This is a genomic window from Myxococcota bacterium (assembly GCA_040387835.1).
Lineage (GTDB): Bacteria > Myxococcota > UBA727 > UBA727 > JABDBI01 > JAZKCZ01.
This window is the reverse complement of sequence record JAZKCZ010000002.1, coordinates 629,006-648,582: the sequence shown is the minus strand read 5'-3', so window position 1 is coordinate 648,582 and position 19,577 is coordinate 629,006. Positions and strand designations below refer to the sequence as shown.

The window sequence follows — 19,577 nt, the reverse complement described above, 5'->3', positions numbered from 1 at the left end:
GTTGCATGGGTCTATTGGTGTGTCAATTTTATGTCCGCGATGCGGACACCCGGACTTTGGACGCCGAAGGCGGACGGTTTTGTCCGGGCGGCCGTGGTTGGCAACGTTTGGGGAGTGGATTGCCGCGTCGCTTTCGCTCCTCGCAATGACGATGTTGCGGCTATTTTACTTCTAGTTTGTTGTTTACTAGGTCGATTTTGATGATTTGTTCGGACTTGCCTTCTAGCCTTAGGATCTTTTCGGCTAGGGGGCGTTTGATTTCTTGCTGGATTAATCTGGCTAGGGGCCTGGCGCCTAGGGTTTTGTCGTAGCCTTTATTGGCCAGGTGCTCTTTGGCGGCTTTGGTGATTTCCAGTTTGATGGGGTGCTCGGATACTTGGGCTTCTAGCTCTTTTAAGAATTTCTCCACGATTCGGGCCATGGATTCAGGCTTTAACGGCTCGAAGGCGATTCTTGCATCTAGGCGATTTCTGAACTCAGGCGAGAATAGCTTTTTGAAGGCGCCTTCGTCTGCGCCCCAGTTGTCGCTGTCGCCGAAGCCGATTTTGGCTTGGGCTAGTTCTGCGGCGCCCACATTGCTGGTCATGATCAGAATTACGTGTCTAAAGTCGGTGGCTCGGCCGTTGTTGTCGGTTAGTTTGCCATAGTCCATGACTTGCAGCAGCATGTTGAACACGTCTGGGTGGGCTTTTTCGATTTCATCTAACAACAGCACTGCGTGAGGGGTTTTATGGATGGCGTCTGTCAGCAGGCCGCCTTGGTCGTAGCCTACGTAGCCTGGAGGCGCGCCGATGAGGCGGCTGACGGTGTGGCGTTCCATGTATTCGCTCATGTCGAAACGGACGAATGAGATGCCCATGGTTTTGGCGAGCTGTTTAGCGACTTCGGTTTTGCCAACACCGCTGGGGCCGCTGAATAAGAATGCTCCCAAAGGCTTTTCGGGTTCTCTTAGGCCGGCGCGGGCTAGTTTTACCGCGGAAGCGAGTTCAGCGATGGCTTTGTCTTGGCCGAAAACAACCTGGCCTAGTTTTTCGTCTAGGCTGAGCAGTAACGAACGGTCGTCTTGGCTGACTTGTTTCGGTGGGATTTGGGCCATGCGAGCGACGGTTTGTTCGATGTCGTGCTCGGTGACGGTGGCGTTCTTTTTGCCTTTAAGTTTGAGGCCAGCAGCGGCTTCGTCGATGAGATCGATCGCCTTATCAGGCAGCTTTTTCTCTTGCAGGTGTCTAACGGAGAGTGAGACGGCGGCTTGTAGAGCTTTAGGACTGATTTTGACATGGTGGAATTCTTCGTATTTGCCTTTTAGGCCTTGAAGAATTTTGAGGCAGTCTTTTTCGCTTGGCTCTTCGATGTCAACTTTCTGAAAGCGCCTGACCAAAGCTCGGTCTTTTTCAAAATGACCGCGGTATTCTTTGTAAGTGGTGGTGCCGATGCAGCGGATGGTTCCGCCGGATAGGATGGGCTTTAGCATGTTGGAGGCGTCTGGGCCGCCGCCGGAGCTTGAGCCTGCGCCTACCATGGTGTGGATTTCATCGATTAATAAAATGGAGTTCGGCTTTTTTTCTAGGGCGCGCATCACGGCTTTAAAGCGGTTTTCGAAATCGCCGCGGTAGCGTGTGCCGGCCAGTAGAAGGCCCATATCTAGGGCGAAGACAGAGCTGTTTTGTAGTACTTCGGGAACTTTGCCGTCAACGATACGTTGTGCTAGGCCTTCGGCGATGGCGGTCTTGCCCACGCCTGCTTCGCCAACGAGGAGGGCGTTGTTTTTGCGACGTCTGAGCAGGATGTGGATCACACGGGTAAGTTCTTCGTCTCGGCCAACAAGGACATCGAGTTCGCCATTTTTGGCTTTTTCGGTCAGGTCAACAGTGAAGGATTCTAATGGGTTTCCTTCGAAGGTTTCGCCGTCTTCATCTTCGCTGATGGATTCGCCGATGTTGGAGACCAGCTCTAGGCGGGTTAGTCCGGCTTTGGAGAAGTAGTAGAGCGCGGGAGATTCTTTTTCTTCGAAAATAGCCACCAATAGGTGCGATGGCCAGACTTCACCACGGGCTGCCGCGCGCGCTTGGACGGTGGCGCGTTCGATGACGCGTTGAAAGCCTAAAGAGGCTTCGATTTTGACTCGGTTGGCATCGAAAACGACTTTTTCCACTTCGGTGTCTAAGTAGTTGTTTAACTGCTGTTTGAGTTGATCAAGCTTGACACCGCAGGCGCCGAGCAGATGTCTGATGTCTTCGTCGTATAATAAAACCAATGCAAGATGCTCAATCGTGGCCATTTCATGGCCGCGTTCGTGAGCTTCTCGAAACGAGTTTTGAATAATATCTTCAACTTCCGGGCTAAGCATTTCGCAAATACCTTTCTAATATTTCCAGACCTCTCGTCAAATCTTGTTCATTCAAGGTGACAGGAGGACATAGAATCAGCTTGCTCCCAAAACCCTTTGCAAGCAATAGCCCTGCTTGCTCAAGTTCCAAACGGGCTTTTTGAGCGTGTTCGGGGCTTGGTAAATCCCAGCTATACCATAGACCTTTGCCGGTGAAGGCGCTGCCTAGTTTACTAATGGCGCTTTCGAATTTGTTTGCGAGCGAGTTTTGCAGCTTTTCATGGGCGACGATTAAGTGACGATAGGCACGCCGCATCGAGATTTCGTCGCCGTCCCAGGTGGAGATGAGTGTGAGCGGCTTTGCTACGTAAAAGGCATTATCGGTGAAGATATGTCCTAGCTGGCCGCCGGAGTACCACCAGACCATGTTGGGTTGTACGGGGAGCGAGTCGCTGAGGAATAAACTTTCGCCGCTTCGGCCTAAGCTGGAAGCTGTTTCGACGAACACGAGTGGGATGCCAGTCTTTTCACGAATATCGCTTAATCGTCTGAGCAAATCTGGGGATATGACTTTACCGGTCATTTCGCCCATGAGTTCGATGACGATGCCGAATATTTTATCGGCGCCGTGCTCCGTGATTAAGGCTTCGATGTCTTCTGCCGTTTCGGCGAGTGGCCAGTCGAACCAGCTGAATGGTTTTTGATAATCGCCCGGGTCGGTTAGGCTTCTGGCAGAGCAGGTGGTGTGGCCTAGATATTGACCTTTGAGACCGATGGCAATTTCGGCGCCGGGGCGGCTGACTTTGAGCGAGCGTAGACCCTTGTCTACCATCTCATCTCGGCCAGAGGTGAAGTAGAGATGCTTGCATGATCTAGGCATCAAATGGCGCAAAAGTTCGGTGTAGCGCACCATGTCAGGGGTGATGAAATTGGAAAGCGTTAGCTTGGTGCCGACGGCCGTGGTGAAGATGCCTTTTTGAATGTCGGCTAGGATTTCGGGGGAGTGTTTTCCTAGGGGGGCTTGGATTGAGTCGGCCCAGTTGACCTCACCCCCGGCCCCTCTCCAGGAACTGGAGAGGGGAGAGGGGAGGGCTGGTCTTAGGAGGGGGATGCGATAGTAGAGTGCTTGTGCATCGCTGCCGTATTGGTGGTCGTATACGGCCACTGTATAGGCGCCGAAGCTTTTGTTGATGCGCTGGATTTCAGACGTCGCGCCCACGCGGTTGCGGCCGCTCATGTAGGCGTAGCCTAGTTTTTTTGCGGCTTCGATTTGCGCTGCTTTTAAATGGTAACCAACGCCTTTACCGCGCAGCGATTCATGAATCACAATGTCGGTTGAGTAAAAAGTATTGCCGAGCCCACGCATGGGATCATGCACCGGGCCGTCTACTTTAGAATGCTCGAGCGGCCCGCCAATGGCAAAGCCGACGACTTCGCCGCGTTGTTTGGCGATTAGGCCGACGGATTTAGGCTGCTTCAGCCAGCTTTCTAAATATGCCATACTGTCGCGGCGCTCTGGCTCGTAGGCCGCGTGTTCTAAGGCTTCGATATTATTGGCGTAATAAGACCATTGATCGGGGGTAAATTGCTCAATGCTGATGCCGCCCATCAGCGGCAAGGCGGCCTGAGAAACAACATTGGTTTTAGCGGGTGCTGTGCCTTTTAAGGCGCCATGCAAGGCGTCGAATAGAAAGTCGATTTCCTTCAGCGTGGTGTCGATATTGGCTCTGAATCTCAGCGTTTGAACGCCGGCGATATAAACCATGAAGCCGCGACTAAAACGTTGGTTCACCACATGATTGGCTTGCGCAGGGGTCGGCATGTTGAAGGCAAAGGCGTAGCCAGTGTTACGTGGGTTTGAGACCAGCATTGGGAATGCTTCGTGAAGTTTTGCTAATCGGTCAGCGATCTGGCGTTCTAGATCTTGAAAAGGTGCTTCCAATACCGCTTTGGCTTGAATCAGACCCTTTTGGATTTGAATCTGGTGAGGGTGCTCTGGACGTGTGTCTGGCCAAGTGGATAATACGACGCCGAGTTGGGCCTTTTTAGCCAAGGTTACGCAGTCGGGGCCGTTTTCCAGGCCAAAGGCTGTGTGATAAAAGAACGGCCCGAATAGACCGAAGCCGGTTTGTACTTCGTCAACGACCATGGGCACGCCCATGTCGCGGGTGATTTGCCTAACGCCTCTGAAAAAATCGATGCTGGCAAAATTATCGCCGCCTTCACATTGGACCGGCTCGACAATCACGCAGCACATGTCGCCTTTGGCGAGCGCCTCTTTGAGGCCGTCGAGTGAGCCAAATGGTAGGAAAGTGACTTCGTAGCCGGGCAGTTCGAAACCTTTACGCTTTTCAGGGTTATAAGTCGCGTGCAGCGCCATCATGGTGCGACCGTGGAACGAGCCTTCAAAGGCGATGATTCGCTTACCGCCTGGGCCATTTAAACGACAAAGATCGAATGCTTTTTCGTTCGCTGCGGCACCGCTGGTGGTAAACGAGACGTAATTTAAGCTTTTGTCGGCTCTGGAAAGCAAAAGTTTTTCATAAGCTTCGCTATCGCCACTGATATCGGCGGCATTGGATAGCAAGCTCTCCGTCAATTGGCCTTCGTCCAGTGCCTTTTGAAAAGGACCTGCGCTAAAGCCTAAACCCAACGACGCAATTTGGCTGGCTGCATCAAAAATAACCAAGGGCTCTTCGTCAATGGATACTAAATAGGGCCCTTTTGACGCAAAAAGATCGACTATTGGTTCTTTCTTTTCCCGCGGGACCAAATCGCCTTGGTACAGCCGCTGCAGCATCACTTCTGAGGCTGGCAGGCGAATGTCTTTTGGTACGTGTGGCTGGTCAAAATAGCGATAGCGCTGCGCTGCGAATTCTTGTTCGTGGCTTTTGATCAGGTCTTCAAGCGTCTCGCTTAAACCAATCTGTTCTGATTTGAACTTAAGAGCCAAAGGTGCAAGCGGTTCCGCGTGCCCGAAGGGTAGGCTTTGCACCATCACCGGGTAGGTGGCGTTTCGAACGGCATCGATGCCCGCTGGGCGATGATTGCCGCTTTTGCCAACGCCGCCAAAGGGTGCTTTGCCCGACAAGCCGTTGGTGCTGCGGTTCCAATTTAACACGCCCGAGTAGGTCTCTTGGTAGAAGCGCTCAAAACTGGTTTCGCTTCGAGTAAAGATAGAGTTTGATAGGCCGTAATCGCTTTGATTAACAAGCTTGATCGCTTCATCGAGACCGTCAAATAATTGGATATCAAAATGCGGGCCGAAGAGTTCGATGTCTACAAATTGTTCGACTTGGTAAACGCTTGGCGTGACAAAGGCGCCACCTGGTAACACTTGTGCTTCTAGTAATACTTTGCAGCCCGCTGACTCACGTACTTTTTCAAGCAGCGATAGGTAACGCTCTAGAGCTGCGCGGCCAGCCATGGGGCCTAAGACGGTGTCTGTGTTCGTTGGATCTGCTGGCACGAACTCTTTAGCCATGCGAATTAAGGCCGGGATCAGCTTGGGCGCTACTTGACGATCGATGAGCACCCGGGAAGTGGCGGTGCAACGTTGGCCTGCGCTTTGAAAGGCGCCTTGGCTGATTTCGACCAAGCATTGGTATAAGTCGGCATCATCTAAGACCACGGCAGTATTTTTGCCACCCATTTCTAGCGCCAGGATCTTGTGTGGGTGATCGAGCAACATTTCTGTTAAGGCTCGGCCGGTTTGATAGCTGCCGGTGAAGAGGACGCCCCGAATGCGGGGGTGGGTAACCAGGGCTTTGCCGATATCGCCTCGGCCTTGGATTAAGTTGAAAACGCCAGCGGGTAGGCCAGCTTCTTCGAAGCATTCCGCGTACAGCTCGCCAACGCCTGGGCATAATTCGCTGGGCTTAGCGACAATGGTGTTGCCGGTCATCAAGGCGGGGATGATGTGCGAATTCATCAGGTGTGCTGGGAAATTATAGGGACCCAATACAGCCATGATGCCTTGAGCGTGATATCTGGTTTCACCAGCGCCGGGCGGGTGTTCGGTGGCAACCCTTTTAAGTCCTTCTTCGGCGGTCAGAGAGACGCGGCCGCTGACGTTTTTGGCTTCGAAGAGGCTCTCTGTGAAAATTTTGCCCATTTCGGCCGTGATGCGCTGGGCTAGATCTTCTTCGCGTTTTTTGAACACGGCTTCTACGGATTTAAGCGCAAGGACACGCTCATTTTGAGTAAGTCCCCGCCAAATGGGCAGTGCTTTTTCGGCAGCTTCCACCGCTTTAGCCACATGGCTGATGTCAGCGTTGGTTTCAAAGACAGTTTCGTAGGCGCGTGCCGGGTTTTGGCTCCGGATAATTTCTCCAGCGCCAGCAACAAAAACGCCACCAATAAAACTGCCTTTGCCCATTACTTACCTCGAACGCTTTTAAACAGAAAGCCGAAGACTAAATTGACAATACTCACAATGAGCGCACCTTGGAAGGTTGGCCAAAATCCGTCTACGGTAAAACCAAAGCCAAACTGCTGTCCCATGCTGCCGGCGAACCAAAACATGATCATGTTGGCAATGATGATCCACAGCCCCAAAGTCAAAAAAATGAAGGGGAAAGTGAAGAATTTGAGAATCGGCCCCAAGATGGTGTTGATAAGGCCCGCCATGAGCGCAATGCCGATCAAATGCCAATGGTCATGACTGCGAACATGAATGCCAGGAACGATTAATATGGCCGTCAAAAAGCCGGCTGCATTCAAAATTATTTTCATTAACATCAAAAACCTCCATAAATTTTATTTCACTTCTTCATCTAAATACTTTTGATAGTCCGCTTCACTGAGCAATTTGTTTATCTCTTCGGAATTTTTGAAGGATATTTTGATCATCCAGCCTTTTTTCTCAGGGTCTTCGTTGATCCATTCTGGATTTTGGATCAAATCTTCGTGCGTTTCTAAAACTTCGCCTGAAATGGGCGCGAACAAATCGCTGACGGCTTTGACGCTTTCAACCACACCGAACACTTTGGCTTGGGTGATTTGTTTGCCGGGCTGAGGGAGCTCTAAATACACCACATCGCCCAAGGCTTTTTGAGCGTGGTGGGTGATGCCTACAGTTGCAGTATTGCCGTCGATGGATACCCATTCGTGCTCTTTGGTGAAATATTTCATGAGTCCCTCCGATAAAATGGCAGTTTGCAGATGTAAGCGGGCTCCAGGCGCCCTCTGACTTTTACGTACACGGCCGATCCGGTATCGCAATGGGGCGTGTCTATGTAGGCCATGGCAATGGCGCGGTTGAGATAAGGCGTTTTGGTGCCTGAGGTAACCCAGCCTATCTGATCGCCTTGTTCCGTGCAAACTTCATAGTCGGCGCGGGCGATGGCATTGCCTGATATGTTTAGACCGACCAGGCGGCGCTTTGGTTCTTGCTTGGGCAAGTTTAGGCACCACCCAAGGCCGGCTTCCCAAGGGGTGATGTCGTCTGCTAGTTCATGGCCATAAAGGCACATGCCGGCTTCGAGACGCAGGGTGTCTCTGGCCGCGAGGCCGCAAGGGGTGGCTTTCTGACAAAGCGTGTCCCATAGTGAAGCAACTTGATAGTTCGGGCAAAAAATCTCAAAACCATCTTCGCCTGTATAGCCAGTGCGAGCGATGATGAATTCCCCTTCGATAAAGCCAAAGCGAGGGATGTCTAATATTTCAGAGCCTAAGTATTCCGCGGCAATCGCTCTGGCATTTGGGCCTTGGATGGCGATTTGCGACCAGGCTTCGCTCGCATCCCTCACGTTCGCATCGGTGTGCGCTTTAATCCATTTGAAATCTTTGAATCGGTTGGAAGCGTTCACGCAGATGAGAAACTTTTGCGGCGAGAATTTATAGGCGATAACGTCATCAACGATGCCTGAGTGGTCGTTCATGATAACCGAGTAGAATGCTTTACCTGGTGCATGTTTGCTGGCGTCATGATTTAAAAGCTTTGAAACCTCTGCCTCAGCGTGAAGGCCCTCGATCCAAACTTCGCCCATATGGCTAACATCGAAAATGCCGGCGTTTTCCCGAACCACCATATGCTCAAGCTTGTCGCCGCTGTATCGCACCGGCATTTGATAACCGGCAAAATCTGTCATCTGAGCGCCAAGCTCGACGTGGCGCTGATAAAGAGCAGTAGTTCTCATTGGCACTACTTACCCCCTAACGCCACAACTTCAAGCCACCCAACAATCCTGCAATATTTTTTGCTAAAATCACGTCTTTGCCCGGCGTAAAAGTAATATTCTTCACATGCCCGCCGCCGATATAAAGCCTGTCAAAGTTGAAAATTCGCCGCATCAAATCGATGGCTTCTTGCACATGCTCGTTCCATTTCTCATCACCGTGTTTTTCCAAAGCCTTCTTGCCCAAAAGCTGCTCGTAGGTTTTATCGTTTTTAAACGGGTGGTGACCGAGTTCCAAATTTGGCACCAATTTGCCGTCGATAAAAAGCGCCGCACCCATGCCGGTGCCTAGGGTGATGACCATTTCAGTACCTTGGCCGCTGATTAGACCAAAGCCCTGAATATCTGCATCGTTAGCGACCTTGACTGGCTTGTGGGTGAGCTTGTGAAGTTCTTGCTCAAGGGGAAAATCAACCCATTCGCCGTCTAAGTTCGGGGCTGTTTTAACGTGGCCATGCAGCACCACGCCTGGAAAACCTACGGAAAGGCGGTCAAAATTCCCTTGTTGCGCAAGCATGGAGTTGATACATTCGAGGATGGCCTGGGGCGTTGCTGGTCTTGGGGTGAGTTGTTTGATGCGGTCGCTGGCGGGTTTGTCACGGGCATCAATCTTCATCATCTTGATGCCCGTGCCTCCAATATCAATGGCTAAAGTGATAGGCATGCGTTATTGGTTAGGATGAAAACGATGATGAGTCAAACAAGCATTAATACGATTCGCACTTTATCGATGGACGCTGTGGAAGCTGCCAACTCTGGGCATCCGGGTACACCGATGGCTTTGGCGCCGCTGGCATACACGCTTTGGCAGAAAATCTTGCGTTATGACCCTAAAAATCCTGAGTGGTTTGACCGCGACCGTTTTGTTTTGTCCAACGGCCATGCTTCGATGCTGCTCTATTCAATGCTGTATTTGGCTCAGGTCAAAGACAGCGTGACTTTAGATGACATTAAGAATTTTAGACAGCTTGGCAGCAAGTGCGCGGGGCATCCAGAATTTGGACATGCGCCTGGCATCGAATGCACCACGGGTCCGTTAGGACAGGGTTTGGGCATGAGCGTGGGGATGGCCATTGCTGGTGCTTGGCAGGCCAAATATTTTAATCGCCCGGGCCACGAGCTGATTAACCATCGCGTGTTTGCTGTTTGCGGCGATGGTTGCATGATGGAGGGTATCAGCTCTGAAGCGGCGTCGCTCGCTGGCCATCTGCAACTGCCCAACCTGTGTTGGATTTACGATAACAATCACATCACCATTGAAGGCAAAACCGATTTGGCCTTTGGTGAAAACGTAGCTGCTCGCTTTGAGGCCTATGGCTGGGCGGTCGAGCACGTTACTGACGCTAACGACCTAGGGGCGATCGAAGGCGCTTTAATGGTTGCGCAGATGAAATCCAAACCTTGTTTGATTATTTTGGACAGCCAAATTGGTTATGGCTCTCCCAATAAGCAAAACACAGCTTCTGCACATGGAGAAGCGCTCGGCGCCAAAGAAGTGGCGCTTACCAAGAAGTTTTATGGCTGGGGTGAAGAAGCGAAGTTCTTAGTTCCCGAAGGCGTTTTGGAAGATTTCCAAAATGGCATTGGCAAACGCGGTGCGCAACTGTTCGCTGACTGGAACGAGCGATTCCAAAAATACCAGCGTGAGTTTCCTGAGCTTGCTGAGCAACTATTGCAGATGGAAGCTGGCACACTGCCTGATCAGTGGGACGCTGAGCTTCCTGTTTTCCAAACAGACGCTAAAGGCATGGCAGGTCGTATCGCTTCGTCAAAAGTGCTCAATGCCATTGCGAAGAAAGTGCCCTGGCTGATGGGTGGCTCCGCAGATTTGGCACCTTCGACCAAGACTTTGATTGATGGTGAGCCTTCGTTTGAAGCGCAAAGTTTGGGCGCGCGCAATATGCATTTTGGGATCAGAGAACATGGCATGGCGTCAATGATTAACGGCATGTCGCTGTCGAAAATGCGTGCCTATGGAGCGACTTTTTTCAATTTCTGCGATTATTTGAAGCCAAGTTTGAGGCTATCGGCGCTCATGCACACGGGTGCGATTTATATTTTCACTCATGACTCCATTGGGCTTGGTGAAGATGGTCCAACCCATCAGCCGATTGAGCAGTTGATGAGTTTAAGGGCAACGCCGAATTTTATGACCTTTAGACCCGCGGATGCCAACGAAGTTACGGAATGCTGGCGGGTATTGATGAATCAGTCGGGCCCGGCGGCATTGGTGCTGACCCGTCAAAACCTTCCGACTTTCGATCGATCGATGCTGGCGCCCGCAAAAGGTGTTTCGCAAGGAGCTTATGTTTTAACGAAATCTTCCAAGACACCGCAGGTCATTTTGATTGCGACCGGGAGCGAAGTTTCGCTTTGCGTTGAGGCGCATAAGCTGCTTGAGCAAGACGGAATCTCAGCGTCTGTGGTTAGTATGCCGTCTTGGGAGTTATTTGCTCGCCAGCCTGCAGCTTATCAAGAGTCGGTTTTGCCAGCTGGTGTTAGGGCGCGTGTTGCGGTTGAAGCTGGCAGCACTTTAGGCTGGGAGCGATACGTCGGTATGGACGGCGCGATCATAGGCATGCGTGAGTTTGGCCAGTCGGCACCAGCGGAAAAACTGTTCGAGCACTTTGGCTTTACGGCACAAAACATTAGGAAAGCAGCCCATGAGCAAGTTGAAAAAAATAGCCATCGCGTCTGATCACGCAGGTTTTGCTTTAAAAGAGATTTTGAATGCGCATTTGGCGCAGCATTTCGATTTAATCGATCTAGGCACTGACAGCACGGCGCCTGTGGATTATCCGGATTTTGCAGAGGCATTAGCATTGTCGGTTGTCTCCGGGCAAGCAACTCGAGGAATCCTGCTCTGCGGCAGTGGCGTTGGTGCGAGCATTGCTGCTAATAAGATCAAGGGCATCCGGGCCGCTGTCTGCCATGACACTTACTCAGCCCATCAAGGTGTTGAGCATGATGACATGAACGTTTTGGTTCTTGGTGCACGCATTGTAGGGGATGCCTTGGCCAAAGATCTGGTGGATCAATTTTTGAGCGCCACCTTCTCCAACGAAGCGCGGCATGTGAAGCGCTTGAAAAAGATAGAGGCTTTGGAAGCCAAATAAGGCGACACGTGGATATCAACCTCCTCAGGAGATATTCATATGCCATCACCCGTTAATAATAGCTTTCATGCTCTAAACGTCAACGCGGCCATCAATGTTGAAGCCGGCGGTTCCGCTGAAGTTGTCAATGATAACGCAGCTGTGAGAGCAGACATCGTTTCGACCCCCATCGTGCTGGATGCAGGCGTTGGCGCCACCATCGGTAACCCAGGCCCATCACGTCATGGCGGCGGCGGCAGCGTCGTTGTAGGCGGTGGGTACTCCAATGACACCTACGATGCAGGCCCAGACTGGAACGGATACACTCGCGAGAGGAATCGCTACTACGGTGAAGATAGGGGACCTCGTGATGGTTACAGATACCACTCACGTCCAAGCGGTGGATACTACCAAGTAAGCACATCGGGCTTTTGCTGCTGCTAACCCTGTCATCCCAGGCATCGACCCGGGATGACAATAAAATTCTTCGGCCTGAAGGGGCGATCGAGTTGAATTGCGGCACGCACCTCTATTACCCTAGTATTATGCGTTTTAAGGGATTCCGATTTTCGATCTTCTTGGTTTTATTGGCCCTTGCGTGCAGCAAAACTGCGTCTCCTCCGCCTGCTGCAGGTGGGCCAGGAGCGTCTAATGCCCCGTGTAATCCTGGGGATGCGTGCCCCTCTGGCGAGACATGCGATTTGAACTTTCCTGCAGGCTCTAAAGCTGGTCAGTGTTTTCATTCTTGTCCTTCAAGCGGAAGCTGTGCCAATAATTTCGTTTGCAATCCTATCTCAGGTGCTTGCGAGAATAATTGCAATCTTTCCGAAGGAGAAATTTGCCGTTCTGTTGCTGGCGCTGTGTGCTCAACACAAGGCTATTGCATCGTTCCCTTCCAATCAACTTGCCCTAATAATTTCAGTGAATCCAGCGGCTTATGCAAGTTTTCCAGCACTGACGGTTGTTCCGGCCAATTTCAAGGTCAGCAGTTGACAAGCGATTTGGTCAGCGGGACTTGTGATATTCCGTGTACCTCGGATGATAACTGCTCAACGCCTATTTCTTACCTGCAGGCAGGTCAAACTGTTACGATTAATTTTGCTTGTAGTCAGGTGAGTGGTACTTGTAAGCCATCATGCGGCAATGGTGTGGTATGCTCCAATCAATCAGCAACCTGCTATGTGCCCAAAAACAGTGTTAACTCGATCGGAACGTGCGAGAAAACTTGTTCAATCGGACAAGTGTCCTGCGATTTTGCAGGTTCGGTTACTGGCACCTGTTCGAGCGTTGAAGCCCAATCCAGTCTGGTAAATATTTGTGAGATCAGTTGTAGTACAACGTCATCCACTTGCCCCGCGGGCCTAACTTGCTTGGCGGGTAACAACCCTCCACAAGGGACATGCAGATTTGCAGGGTGTAGTCAGCAGAGCGATTGTCCTACCGAGGGAAACTATACTTGTTTCGAGGGTAGATGCGAGCTCGCCTGTGTTGACGCAAACTGCCCTTCCGGGGAGACGTGCGAGAAGAACCAATGCCAAAAGCCCCAGGCTTGCGGTGCTTCTGTCCTTTGCCCAACGGGGAGTAGTTGTGTCTCTGGTGCGTGTACACATTCCGCTTGTAGTAGCACAGTACCTTGCCCAGATAGCTTTTCATGTATAGGCGGGTTTTGCCAAAGTTCGCATTGTGGTGATGGTTATGTTGGTTCGGGTGAGACTTGCGATGAGGGTACCATAGGGAAAACCTGCCCTAACTGCCCTAATGGTTGGGGGTGTCCAACGGGTGCTACACTTTGTGTTCCGCTTAAAGCAAATGGCACGCCGGATACAAATTGCGCTCAAACAAACTCGTGTAAAGGAAATGGCCAGCCAGGCCATTGTAGTAATCATTGTACCGAAGTTTGTGCCGCCTTTGTCGATTACGGTAGCAGTGGCACGGGTGAAAATTTTAACAATACTGTTGGCTCAATCGCCTCTGCCTTAACCGTTCTTTCTGCTCCTCATCCTACGTCGACGCAGACATGCCCGACCAGCGCGCTGGCCAGCCCAAATTATTGGATGCCTGCGCCGGCAACAGGGAAGGATAATCGGGGCAGTATTTGTCCATGCGGCTACGGCATCTGGGTGGAAAATGGTGTTTCTACCACCGCTGAAACCCTACCGATTCCGCTAACTACGCCCATTGCGATTTATGGGGGATTCTCGGGAACTGAGCAAACTATCTACGACCGCACGGATAATTTAATTGCTTCTCCAGCACCGGGACAGACGAATCCGGCGCCGTTAGGGAGAGCTGGATTCAGTGGCACCATTCTAGGAAACTCTACCGGTTCAACCTTTCTTTTGGGAACCGCCGGCGCTGCCTCGCCGCCGACGGTTTCGATAATTATTGATGGATTTCAACTGCAAAATGGTGCGGACAGTGCTGTCGTGGTCAACTCGAATGCCAATGCCATTTTACGCAATTTGCGCATTGTTGGTAACCAGACGGCTGCAGATGGCGGCGCCATTCGAAATGCGGGCGTCATGACGCTTCAAGATTCGTATATCTCTCGCAATTCAGCGAGTACTCAAGGTGGTGCGATTAGTCATACGTCCTCTTCGGGCACGACCAGCACAATCGAGCGGGTCGTGTTTTATGGTAATGGATTTTCGAAGGTCCCTTATGTCTGGCCATTGTGTGGTATCGGAAACCAATCACGTTGCCCTCAAGGCATGATTTGTCCGACGGGAGGAGGGGCATGTTTTGGTATTCCTGCTTGTAACACAGGAGGAAGTTGCCCCATTGGGATGACTTGCCCTGCAGCAGGTGGGGCTTGTACGCCTGTGTGCAGCGCAGGCGGCTCTTGCCCTACGGGCATGCTCTGTCCTCAAGGTGGAGGGGATTGTACCGCACCGTGTGTCAATGGGTCATGCCCGGTTGGCATGACCTGCCCTACTAGCGGCGGCAATTGCACAATCAATCCAGTTTGTACGCCGGGGGGGAACAATTGTCCTTTTGGTACTTATTGCCCGAGCGAAGGAGGTGTCTGCGTTGCTACCCCCTCATGCCTTAAGGATGGCAGTTGTCCAGACGGCATGACCTGCCCTGCTAATGGGGGCACCTGCTATTATACTTGCAATAATAACGGAAGTTGCCCGGGCGGCATGACCTGTCCTGCGGGTGGCGGAACGTGCGCCTATACTTGCACAAGCGAGGGTAGCTGCCCTCTCGGTTTGACTTGTCCAGCTGCCGGTGGTGTTTGTACCTACACCTGCAACATCAACACGGATTGCCCAAGCGGGATGAATTGTGTGTCGACTAGCTCCGGCAAGACTTGCCAAGTTCCAAGCACCGCGCTTTGTGCTGCCGGTGGCACCTGCTCAGATGAGTTAACTTGTCCGATACAGGGCGGTAATTGTATTCGGCCGTATCCAATAGGTCAGTTGCAAAATGGCGGTGCGGTTGCATCCACCGGCAGTGCGCCCTTGCAGATATTTGCGTCCAAATTCAACGCCAACCAAGCCTTCATGAACGGTGGGGGTATTTATACCAATAGTCAGACTTTGACAGTGGTGAGCTCCGTGCTTGCTGCCAATCGGGCCAGTTATGGCGGGGGCGGAATCTATCTTGCCAAGCCATCTGGTTCGACAAACAATGTCTTAATGAATAATACTTATATCGGTAACGCCGGGCTCAATCGAGGCGGAGGGGGCGTGTTTGATGAAGGTACGAACTCGAGTCTGAGCAATAGTCTTTTTAGAGATAATATAGGCCTGTTCGCTTTGGTAAATTCCGGCGTTAATGAATGGCTTGGGGACAGGGGAACCAATTGGCAGAGCCAGATTAATTCGATTTCGCCTGCTATTCAGTACACGAGCCCAAGTCAGTCGCCTGCTGTGGGGAATCCTGGTTTAGCTGTTAGTTATGTGGATATGTGTCCGACGATTGCCTATACGTCAGACGGGACTGGTCTTTGTTCGGGGACCGGAATTTGTGGAACGGCAACAGTGAATAATTCAGGCACAATCACCTTTAATACAAATGCCTCTGCCAATCAGTGTACGACCGCTGAATTCATCGATTGTGCATCGCCGACGTACAGCAACTGTGCTCCAGTAACAGCTTCTAAGATTACCGGCGGGCCGTTGCCCACTACTTATCCGCTCGATTTTGCGGGCAATGTTTGGACTACCGCGGTGGAAGGCGCCTTTCAGCCTCAACCCCAAAGCTATCGGGCCCCTTTAGGTCATTTATGGAGCGATAAAATATGCGAATAAGTTTCTTCGCGTTGATGTTTTTGATTGCCTGCGGTGACAGCTCGAAAGCGCCCAGTCAAGCTGATGCGATACCAGCTTGTACGGCGACCATAGCGGGTCAAACCGATGGCAATGGGCATCTTTGTACTGCTAGCGGGAGTTGGCAGGCGATTTTGGATGGACAATGCGGTGCGACGACCCCTTCCGGCAATAGTGATTGCCCAGCTGGTTATACTTGTACGGATGGCAATTGCGTCGCGTCGCTGGGCACTTCTCGCATTTGGTTTGGAACAGATCCTCTCCAGCCTGGTGCAACGTTGAACTGCAACGGGAGTGGTTGTAATCCTGCCTATGACTATATCTATAATATTATGGCCAAAGGTTATAAATCCTTGGATGAGTGGTGTTTATATCAGGCGCAGCAATCGTTAAAACCCACTGTTAGAGGTGTTGCTAAGTGGAAAGCACTTGTTGTTGCCCAACCGGATAGTGGCGTTAATTCGCCTTCCAATACCGGCAATCCGTCGACCAATACGTCGCTCTCTCCTGAAGGGCTAACACGCGTCAATGCCTTTATGGCCTCCGCTGTCGCCAACTATTTGGGACCTAATCAACCTTTTAGTGCGACAAACACGCTGGAAGATCGGCATGGATATATTAGACCGAATAAAAATATTTTTTGGAGTGGCATCGGAGGCAGTACAGAGGCAGCTAGTTGCAACTCTGGTGGGTGTGTCTGTCAGGATCCATACAAGTTGCCTTCTACGTGTCAATCACAGTCTTACAACATTTATAGCGGTGAAGTCCCAGGATCTCAACCGCCTGAGCCTTACACTGAAGCGTTCTGTGAGGATCCAACCACGCCGGTGTTTGGCAATGTTAACTATATTTCTAATAGCATTAGCTTCAACGCTTGGTCAAATCCTGGGGTTGATGGGGCTGGTATTAGTGGGTCGATCGCATATTTTGGTTGCAATAATTTGCCGGGCACTTGTTTGGCTAGCAGCGCCATATGCTTTTTCAATGAGAATGACGTTTTATTTAGTTCGGACGCAACCCATCCTTATACCTCAACTTCCGTCGGATATGAGATTGGCCCATTTGGCGGCGGCATCGCTGGAAGCCCGCAGGTCACGATTCCTACAGATCCGTCACAGTCGTATGGGATTGTTTGCCTGTCAGACTAGGTTACTGGCCCCGTTTGCATTTGGCGGTTGTTGATATTAGATTGGCCGTCTTATGGCACTTTCTTGTGGTATTGTTGGCCTGCCCAACGTTGGTAAAAGTACGCTTTTTAATTGTTTGACTTCAGCTCAGGCCGAATCTGCAAATTATCCTTTTTGCACCATTGAGCCCAATGTTGGCGTGGTGGATGTGCCTGATCATCGGCTTGATGCGCTGGCAGGGGTTGTACATCCGGAAAAAATATTGCCGGCTAGCATGAAGTTTGTGGACATTGCTGGTTTGGTGAAGGGCGCCAGTCAGGGCGAAGGGCTTGGCAACAAATTCCTGAGCCACATTCGTGAAACGGACGCCATCTGCCATGTGGTGCGATGCTTCGAAGATGAAAATATCATCCATGTGGACAACATCATTGACCCAGTTCGCGATTTGCAGACCATTGAAACGGAGTTGGTGCTCGCCGATATGGATTCTTGCACCAAGGGTCTAGATCGGGCGGCCAAAGCCGCGAGGGGCCAAAATCCTGTAGCTAAAAAAGTTGCCGCTATGTGCGAAAACTTGCTGGCACACTTGAACAATAATTTACCTGCCAGAACTTTTGATTTTAATCGCGAAGATGAAGATTTGTTAAACGCATTTCGCGACTTGCATCTGTTAACTGCGAAGCCGACGCTATTTGTTGCCAATGTGGATGAGGATGGCTTTTCGCCTGAGAAAAATCCGCATTTGAAGAATCTGATGGATTTTGCCGCTGGTAGAAAGGACCAAGTTGTCACTGTCTGCGCCAAGATCGAAGAAGAGCTTGCACATCTCAAGCCCGATGAACGTAGCGATTTTCTTAAAGAACTTGGGCTCGAAACTTCCGGGCTGGATCGCATTATTAAAGCAGCGTTTAAACTTTTAAATCTACAAACTTATTTAACTGCAGGGGTAAAAGAGGTTCGCGCATGGACGATTCCTGTAGGTTGTAAGGCCCCAGGGGCAGCAGGCGTGATCCATTCCGACTTCGAACGAGGCTTTATTAAAGCAGATGTCATTTGGTGGGAAGATTTCGTTAAGCATCAAGGCGAATCGGGTTGTCGCTCAGCCGGCGCTATTAAACTCGAAGGTAAAGAGTATGTCGTTAGAGACGGCGATGTGATGCATTTTAAATTTAATGTCTAATATGTGAGGTGCGCGGAAAGGCATGTGCACTTTCGAGTGTTACGTGCTCAATGCACGCCTTTTTTCTTGTTTTTTTGCTTTGTATTGCCGTTTTGGCTGATAATACTACCCTGGTTGTGCGGTGCCTCCGGGAACCTCAGCCCAAACGTTGGGTGCCTGCTTGGATCTCTTGCGGGCAGACCTTGGCTTATTTTTCGCCAGTGATTCCTGCTTTTATGGTTTTGACTCGCAAAATTTATATGCGAGACGCAGGAGACCATGACACGTTGACTGTATTTAAGTACGGCGCGTTAGGTGCCGCGGCAAGCTCTTTGCTCTACACGGTTGCCTATTTGCCTGATTGTGCCTGTCGCATTTGTGAGGCTGGGAGCGAAACGGGTGAATGTGCAGGCTGCTGAAATTTAAGCACAATGGCGTAGGTCACAAATGATACGACCAAGACGATGCTGCCTGCGATAATAGTGAAAACGACCCGATCCATCATAACCACTGCGGTTGCATGTTGTAAAATATGGTAGATGCCGACCATCATCACGGTCACGCAAAACGTCCGGTGCTTGTATGAGAACATGAAAAATAGGCAAAGATAAAATAAAGCCACCAACAGCGTGATGGCTAACCAATAGGGCATTGAGATGACGTAAAATAGGATCGCCGCGATACCGGCGCCTAAGATGTTCATGCTGATGCGTTGTTTGACGTAAGTTGTGGTTGAAGACACCGTAACTTGAGTCACCAGAAGACAAACCATCGGGATCCAATAGACATGCATACTGTGAAAACGCGTGGGTAAAAGCGCGGTAACTGTGTATGCAATGCCCAGCGAAACCAGACAAACGACAGTTGATAAGAGCCTGTCTCTTTCGTTGCTCTCGAGAATTGGTAGCGAGATTTCCGTGTATCGATGGCGGCGGTAGGCTAACCAATGCCATACGGTAAATAATATGCCCGGCAAGAACCATTGCCATAAGTAAACGCCTGCCAACTCGATAGGCGTTGGAAAATAGGCGAAGATCATAAACACCAAAACAACATTAATGCAAATCACTCGAATCGAATTGATGAATATATAGTAAAATGTCGCTGCTGCAGCGATGATGGTCAGCGCGGGCGCGGCAAAAGGTATATAGTGCCCAGCAATTCCGCCAGCAATGGCGCTCAGTCCAATAAACGGGAATGCCATCGCCCGAATCGGAAAGTGATATGGCGGTACAAAGAAAACAGCGAAGGAAGTCTGGGCGACGATCATGAGCCCCATTGCAAGCTGACGGCCTTGAATGCCTAAGAGCTGCAATAGACCAAAGCTTAAGCCACAGATAATTACCGCCTTGAGCGCCTCAATGGCGTAAGGTTTGTAACCAATTTCGGGTTTCACAAGATGCATATCATTATCAAA

13 protein-coding genes are annotated in these 19,577 nt (G+C 50.8%); 6 read left to right on the top strand and 7 right to left on the bottom strand.

The features are described 5' to 3' along the window. Positions 1–160: 160 nt before the first annotated feature. Genes V4534_05835 through V4534_05810 form a run of 6 tightly spaced genes read right to left on the bottom strand, consistent with a single transcriptional unit; the run spans position 161 to position 9,169 of the window. Positions 161–2,347, bottom strand: a complete 2,187-nt coding sequence (locus tag V4534_05835) for an AAA family ATPase (GenBank protein MES2504383.1) — start codon at positions 2,345–2,347, stop codon at positions 161–163. Then, positions 2,340–6,704, bottom strand: coding sequence for an aldehyde dehydrogenase family protein (locus tag V4534_05830; protein MES2504382.1), 4,365 nt, complete (start codon positions 6,702–6,704; stop codon positions 2,340–2,342). Before V4534_05830 ends, V4534_05835 begins: the two co-directional genes overlap by 8 nt. After that, on the bottom strand, positions 6,704–7,060 hold the full coding sequence (locus tag V4534_05825; protein MES2504381.1) for a phage holin family protein: 357 nt from the start codon (positions 7,058–7,060) through the stop codon (positions 6,704–6,706). The genes V4534_05830 and V4534_05825 overlap by 1 nt, the downstream gene beginning before the upstream one ends. 24 nt (positions 7,061–7,084) lie before the next feature. Beyond that, a complete protein-coding gene (gene gcvH / locus V4534_05820) occupies positions 7,085–7,459 on the bottom strand; it encodes a glycine cleavage system protein GcvH (GenBank protein ID MES2504380.1) in 375 nt (124 codons plus the stop codon). Continuing rightward, positions 7,456–8,466: a glycine cleavage system aminomethyltransferase GcvT gene (gene gcvT, locus V4534_05815; GenBank protein ID MES2504379.1), complete on the bottom strand. Its 1,011-nt coding sequence runs from the start codon at positions 8,464–8,466 to the stop codon at positions 7,456–7,458. The genes gcvH and gcvT overlap by 4 nt, the downstream gene beginning before the upstream one ends. 16 nt (positions 8,467–8,482) lie before the next feature. Further along, positions 8,483–9,169, bottom strand: a complete 687-nt coding sequence (locus tag V4534_05810; protein ID MES2504378.1) for an ROK family protein — start codon at positions 9,167–9,169, stop codon at positions 8,483–8,485. Positions 9,170–9,193: 24 nt separating this feature from the next. On the opposite strand from V4534_05810, the gene tkt reads away from it, so the two are divergent. The 6 genes from tkt (at position 9,194) to ychF (ending at position 18,181) form a co-directional block, all read left to right on the top strand. Next, positions 9,194–11,203, top strand: a complete 2,010-nt coding sequence (gene tkt / locus V4534_05805; GenBank protein ID MES2504377.1) for a transketolase — start codon at positions 9,194–9,196, stop codon at positions 11,201–11,203. Beyond that, entirely contained in the window at positions 11,169–11,621 is a 453-nt protein-coding gene (rpiB, locus tag V4534_05800) for a ribose 5-phosphate isomerase B (protein ID MES2504376.1), read from the top strand. Before tkt ends, rpiB begins: the two co-directional genes overlap by 35 nt. Before the next feature lie 39 nt (positions 11,622–11,660). Then, positions 11,661–12,044 carry a hypothetical protein gene (locus V4534_05795; protein MES2504375.1) on the top strand — a complete coding sequence of 128 codons (384 nt, stop codon included), beginning with the start codon at positions 11,661–11,663 and terminating at the stop codon, positions 12,042–12,044. 1,610 nt (positions 12,045–13,654) lie between these two features. Continuing rightward, positions 13,655–15,856 carry a hypothetical protein gene (locus V4534_05790; protein ID MES2504374.1) on the top strand — a complete coding sequence of 734 codons (2,202 nt, stop codon included), beginning with the start codon at positions 13,655–13,657 and terminating at the stop codon, positions 15,854–15,856. Then, entirely contained in the window at positions 15,847–17,022 is a 1,176-nt protein-coding gene (locus tag V4534_05785) for a hypothetical protein (GenBank protein ID MES2504373.1), read from the top strand. Before V4534_05790 ends, V4534_05785 begins: the two co-directional genes overlap by 10 nt. A 52-nt stretch (positions 17,023–17,074) precedes the next feature. Further along, positions 17,075–18,181 (top strand): redox-regulated ATPase YchF, encoded by a 1,107-nt coding sequence (ychF, locus tag V4534_05780; protein MES2504372.1) that lies wholly within the window; start codon positions 17,075–17,077, stop codon positions 18,179–18,181. 328 nt (positions 18,182–18,509) lie between these two features. Here the strand turns inward: ychF and V4534_05775 are convergent, their stop codons facing one another. Next, a complete protein-coding gene (locus tag V4534_05775) occupies positions 18,510–19,565 on the bottom strand; it encodes an FUSC family protein (GenBank protein ID MES2504371.1) in 1,056 nt (351 codons plus the stop codon). Positions 19,566–19,577 lie beyond the last annotated feature (12 nt).

Coding starts and splice junctions, on each gene's coding strand:
- V4534_05810 (MES2504378.1), bottom strand. CDS start 9,169: ATGCCTATCACTTTAGCCATTGATATTGGAGGCACGGGCATCAAGATG.
- V4534_05795 (MES2504375.1), top strand. CDS start 11,661: ATGCCATCACCCGTTAATAATAGCTTTCATGCTCTAAACGTCAACGCG.
- tkt (MES2504377.1), top strand. CDS start 9,194: ATGATGAGTCAAACAAGCATTAATACGATTCGCACTTTATCGATGGAC.
- gcvT (MES2504379.1), bottom strand. CDS start 8,466: ATGAGAACTACTGCTCTTTATCAGCGCCACGTCGAGCTTGGCGCTCAG.
- gcvH (MES2504380.1), bottom strand. CDS start 7,459: ATGAAATATTTCACCAAAGAGCACGAATGGGTATCCATCGACGGCAAT.
- V4534_05825 (MES2504381.1), bottom strand. CDS start 7,060: ATGAAAATAATTTTGAATGCAGCCGGCTTTTTGACGGCCATATTAATC.
- ychF (MES2504372.1), top strand. CDS start 17,075: ATGGCACTTTCTTGTGGTATTGTTGGCCTGCCCAACGTTGGTAAAAGT.
- V4534_05785 (MES2504373.1), top strand. CDS start 15,847: ATGCGAATAAGTTTCTTCGCGTTGATGTTTTTGATTGCCTGCGGTGAC.
- V4534_05830 (MES2504382.1), bottom strand. CDS start 6,704: ATGGGCAAAGGCAGTTTTATTGGTGGCGTTTTTGTTGCTGGCGCTGGA.
- V4534_05790 (MES2504374.1), top strand. CDS start 13,655: ATGCCTGCGCCGGCAACAGGGAAGGATAATCGGGGCAGTATTTGTCCA.
- V4534_05775 (MES2504371.1), bottom strand. CDS start 19,565: ATGCATCTTGTGAAACCCGAAATTGGTTACAAACCTTACGCCATTGAG.
- V4534_05835 (MES2504383.1), bottom strand. CDS start 2,347: ATGCTTAGCCCGGAAGTTGAAGATATTATTCAAAACTCGTTTCGAGAA.
- rpiB (MES2504376.1), top strand. CDS start 11,169: ATGAGCAAGTTGAAAAAAATAGCCATCGCGTCTGATCACGCAGGTTTT.